Genomic DNA, 4648 nt, shown 5'->3' with positions numbered 1-4648 from the left:
GGTCCATCACCTGACGCTCGCCGGCTCCGTAAGGCAGGGCGACCAGCGGATGAGCCGCCCGCGCCGCCTCGGCGTCCGCCTTCCACCGCGCCATGACAACGGGGTGATCCGGCACGGCCGCGCGGTTGTTGTATTCCGCTTCAGGATCGAGGGGCTTATCCGTCACGTCCGCATCCGCTACTCAAGCCCGCGAACACCGGAGCTCACGACCATGATGACCGCCATCTTCGTCTTCATCAAATGCGAGCTGGGCCACGCCAACGACGTGGCGGCCGATGTCGTGGACAACGTCGAACACGTGTCCGAGGTCTATTCCACCTCGGGGCAGTACGACCTGCTGGCCAAGTTCCAGCTGCCGAAGGAGATGGACATCGGCACCTTCGTGACGAAGTCGGTGCAGACGCGCGCCAACATCCGCGACACCTTCACCGTCATCACCTTTTCGCCGTTCCTGCCGGGCGGCGGCTGACGCAGCGTCACCCGAAAATCGCTGCTAACCTCCCGGCACGGAGGCTTGCGAATGACCGATCTGGATGCGTTCCGCACAGAGACGCGGACCTGGCTTGAGGCCAACTGCCCGGCGGAATGCCGTGGCCCGGTGAAGAGCGACGAGGACCGGGTCTGGGGCGGGCGCGACGCCGTCTTCCCGACGCCCGCGCACAAGCTCTGGCTGGAGAGGATGGCGGCGCGCGGCTGGACCGCGCCCGAGTGGCCCGCGCAGTACGGCGGCGGCGGCCTGAGCCGCGAACAGGCCAAGGTCCTCAACTCCGAGATGCGCCGCATCGACGCCCAGTCGCCGCTCGCCAGCTTCGGCGTCTGGATGCTTGGCCCGGCCCTGCTGCAGTTCGGTACCGAGGAACAGAAGCAGCGCTTCCTGCCCGAGATCGTGCGCGGGGAAATTCGTTGGTGCCAGGGCTATTCCGAGCCGGGCGCCGGGTCTGACCTGGCGGCGATCCAGACGCGGGCCGAAGATCGCGGCGACCACTGGATCGTCAACGGCCAGAAGGTCTGGACCTCCTACGCCGACAAGGCCGACTGGATCTTCTGTCTGGTCCGCACCGACCCGGAGGCGCCCAAGCATCTGGGCATCTCCTTCGTCCTGTTCGACATGAAGACGCCCGGCGTCTCGACCCGCCCGATCACCTTGATCAGCGGCAAGAGCCCTTTCTGCGAGACCTTCTTCGACGACGTTCGGGTGGAGAAGGCGAACCTCGTCGGAACGCTGAACCGCGGCTGGGACGTGGCCAAGCACCTGCTGGCGCATGAGCGGACCATGATCGGGGCGATGGGGGAGATCGGCGGCGGGCGGCCGCTCGGGCAGGTGGCCACCGGCTCGATCGGACTGGACGACGCGGGCCGCCTCGGCGAGCCGATGCTCCGTGCACGGATCGCTGAACTCGAGATCGACGCGGCGGCCTTCCGGCTGGCGATGGAGCGCACCGGCGATCTGGCCAAGGCCGGGCAGGCGCACCCCGCCATCGCCTCCATGCTGAAATACTACGGCTCGGAGCTGAACAAGCGACGGCACGAGCTGCTGATGGCGGCGGGCGGCGCGGACGCGCTGGAGTGGGAGGGCGAACGGTCAGGGGAGGGCGCCATGGCCCGCGACTGGCTGCGGACCAAGGCCAACTCCATCGAGGGCGGCACCAGCGAGGTCCAGCTGAACATCATCGCCAAGCATTTGCTGCAGCTGCCGGGGGCCTGATGATGCGCAACGAGCCGGCTCCCCTTCCCCTCGAGGGGGAAGGGGTTGGGGGATGGGGTGGCGGCACGCTGTTGAACGCGCTGGCGCGAAAGGCGCGAAAGACCATCGACGGCGCCCACTCGCGGCCGATCTCCACCATTTTGCCTCCACCCCACCCAACCCTCCCCGTCGAGGGGAGGGCTTGAGAGTTCGCCCATGCCGCTGATCCTGACCGAAGAGCAGACCATGCTGAAGGAGGCCGCCGACGGCTTCCTGAACGAGCGCGCCCCGATCGCGCACCTGCGCAAGCTCCGGGACAGTCGCGATCCCGACGGGGTGTCACGCGAGTTGTGGCGCGCGTTCGGGGAGATGGGATTCGCCGGCGTGCTGATCGCCGAGGAACACGGCGGATCCGGGCTGGGCGCGGTCGAGGCGGGGGTCGTGGCCGAGGCGCTGGGCCGGACGCTGACGCCATCGCCCTTCTTGGGTTCGGCCGTGCTGGCGGCGACGGTGCTGAAAGGCGGGTCGGAAGAACAGCAGGCGGCGTGGCTGCCCCGCATCGCGGCGGGCCAAGCCATCGTGGCGCTGGCGGTGGACGAGGGGCCGAAGCATGCGCCCGCGAAGATCGCTGCGACGGCCGAGCGGTCGGGCAACGGCTTTCGGCTGAACGGGGCCAAGGGCTTCGTGCTGGACGGCCACGTCGCCGACGCCCTGATCGTGGCGGCGCGGACGGAGGAGGGGATGGGCCTGTTCCTCGTCAATCCGTCGACGGCCGGCGTCGAGGTCGAGCGTACGATGATGGTCGACGCGCACAACGCCGCGCGGGTGACGCTGACCGATGTGGAGGTCGACGCCGACGCCCTGATCGGCTCGCTCGGCGGGGGCGAGGCGCTGCTGGAGGGCGCGCTCAACCTCGGCCGGGCGTGCGTGGCGGCGTCGCTCAACGGGGCGGGCGATCAGGCTTTCCAGACCACGCTGGAATATCTGCGGACTCGCAAGCAGTTCGGGAAATTCATCGGGGAGTTCCAGGCGCTCCAGCACAGGGCGGCGCATCTGTTCAGCGAGATCGAGATCGCCCGCGCGGCGGTGATGGGCGCGTTGCAGGCGCTGGACGCCGGCAAGGATAGTGCGTCGCTGTCCGTGTCCGTGTCCGTGGCCAAGGCCAAGGCCGGTCGCGTCGCCGAACTGGCGGTGCAGGAGGCGGTTCAGATGCACGGCGGCGTCGGCATGACCGACGAGTACGATGTCGGCCTGTTCATGAAGCGGGTGCGGGTGCTGAACGAGCTGCTCGGGGACCCGGGCTTCCATCAGGAGCGGATGGCGCGGAGCCAAGGGTTCTGAGAGTATGAACCAATGATCGCCTTCGCTCTCATCCTCGCTTCTGTCTCACCGGACGGCGCCCCGCAAGCGGTCGCCCCGGCGCCCGTGATTTCCGCTCCCGTGTGGGTCCGTCAACCGCGCGGACGGGAGCTTGACCGTATGGCGAGGCGGTTTCCCCGTGGAGGAGAGGTTGTGCTCTCCTGCGCTGTGCCGCCTTCAGGTATTCTGGAGGCCTGCGAGGTCGTTCGGGAGACTCCTGAGGGGTCCGGACAGGTCGCCCTTCCTCTGGCGCGATATTTCAAACTGACACCGAATACCGAACGATCGTCGGCGCGGGTCGCTTTCTCGATAAGATGGCGTCCGGACGGCGATCAGTAGTCAGGCTGCCCCGCCCAGACTAAACCGCGTACGGGAGAGACAAGCACCATGACCACTCGCGCCAACGCGCCCGCCTATATGCCGGGGTTCGGCAATCACTTCTCGACCGAGGCCGTGGCCGGGGCGTTGCCCGAGGGGCGGAACTCGCCGCAGCGGCACGGGCTCGGCCTATATGCGGAGCAACTGTCGGGGACGGCGTTCACCGCCCCGCGCAGCGAGAACCGGCGGTCGTGGCTTTACCGGCTGAGGCCCAGCGCCCAGCACCCGGCCTATCAGCCCTTCTCCCAGGGCCTCGTGCGGTCCGGCCCGTTCCACGAGGCGCCGCCGTCTCCGAACCGGATGCGCTGGGACCCGCTGCCCCTGCCTGACGCGCCGACCGATTGGGTCGAGGGGCTGGTCACCTATGGCGGAAATGGAGAGGCCGATGCGGGCCTTGGGACCGGCATCCATCTCTACGCGGCCAATCGGTCGATGACCGACCGCGTGTTCTACTGCGCCGACGGCGAGCTGCTTATCGTGCCGCAGCTGGGCGACCACGTGTTTGTCACGGAGATGGGACGCATCGACGCCCGGGCCGGCGAGATCGTCGTCATCCCACGCGGGGTTCGGTTCCGGCTCGAGTGCGCCGACGCGATCCGGGGCTATGTCTGCGAGAACTACGGCGCGCCCTTCCGCCTGCCGGACCTCGGCCCTATCGGCTCGAACGGGCTCGCCAATCCGCGCGACTTCCAGACGCCGGTCGCCGCCTTCGAGGACATCGATCGCCCAACCCAGTGCGTGCAGAAATTCGGCGGGCGGCTGTACGCCACCACCTTCGACCACAGCCCGCTGGACGTGGTCGGCTGGCACGGCAACTACGCGCCGTATAAATACGACACCGCCCGGTTCAACACGATCGGCACGGTCAGCTTCGACCACCCGGACCCGTCGATCTTCACGGTGCTGACCAGCCCGTCGGACACGCCCGGGACCGCGAACTGCGACTTCGTCATCTTCCCCCCGCGCTGGATGGTGGCCGAGGACACCTTCCGGCCGCCCTGGTTCCACCGCAACGTGATGAGCGAGTTCATGGGACTGGTGACCGGCGAATATGACGCCAAGGAGGGCGGCTTCGCCCCCGGCGGAGCCAGTCTGCACAACTGCATGAGCGGCCACGGCCCGGATCAGGCGTCTTACGACAAGGCGGTGGCGGCGGAGCTGAAGCCGGTCAGGATCGAGAACACCCTCGCCTTCATGTTCGAGACGCGCATGCCGATCCGGACCACC

General features: G+C 68.2%; 4 protein-coding genes. All 4 read left to right on the top strand.

Annotated features, from left to right (window positions below):
• Positions 1-211: 211 nt before the first annotated feature.
• On the top strand, positions 212-469 hold the full coding sequence (locus VGB60_RS12815) for an Lrp/AsnC family transcriptional regulator (RefSeq protein WP_331038635.1): 258 nt from the start codon (positions 212-214) through the stop codon (positions 467-469).
• A 51-nt stretch (positions 470-520) separates the two neighbouring features.
• On the top strand, positions 521-1705 hold the full coding sequence (locus VGB60_RS12810; RefSeq protein ID WP_331038634.1) for an acyl-CoA dehydrogenase family protein: 1185 nt from the start codon (positions 521-523) through the stop codon (positions 1703-1705).
• A gap of 195 nt (positions 1706-1900) precedes the next feature.
• Positions 1901-3025: an acyl-CoA dehydrogenase gene (locus VGB60_RS12805; RefSeq protein ID WP_331038633.1), complete on the top strand. Its 1125-nt coding sequence runs from the start codon at positions 1901-1903 to the stop codon at positions 3023-3025.
• A gap of 405 nt (positions 3026-3430) precedes the next feature.
• A partial coding sequence (gene hmgA, locus VGB60_RS12800; protein ID WP_331038632.1) for a homogentisate 1,2-dioxygenase occupies positions 3431-4648 on the top strand: 1218 nt, incomplete at its 3' end.

This window comes from Brevundimonas sp. (assembly GCF_036399195.1).
Taxonomy (GTDB): domain Bacteria; phylum Pseudomonadota; class Alphaproteobacteria; order Caulobacterales; family Caulobacteraceae; genus Brevundimonas.
The sequence above is the reverse complement of the archived record's forward strand: the minus strand, read 5'-3'. Positions and strand labels throughout refer to the sequence as shown.

Excerpts from the sequence above, each read along its gene's own strand:
- VGB60_RS12815 (WP_331038635.1), top strand. The coding sequence starts at position 212 with ATGATGACCGCCATCTTCGTCTTCATCAAATGCGAGCTGGGCCACGCC.
- VGB60_RS12810 (WP_331038634.1), top strand. The coding sequence starts at position 521 with ATGACCGATCTGGATGCGTTCCGCACAGAGACGCGGACCTGGCTTGAG.
- VGB60_RS12805 (WP_331038633.1), top strand. The coding sequence starts at position 1,901 with ATGCCGCTGATCCTGACCGAAGAGCAGACCATGCTGAAGGAGGCCGCC.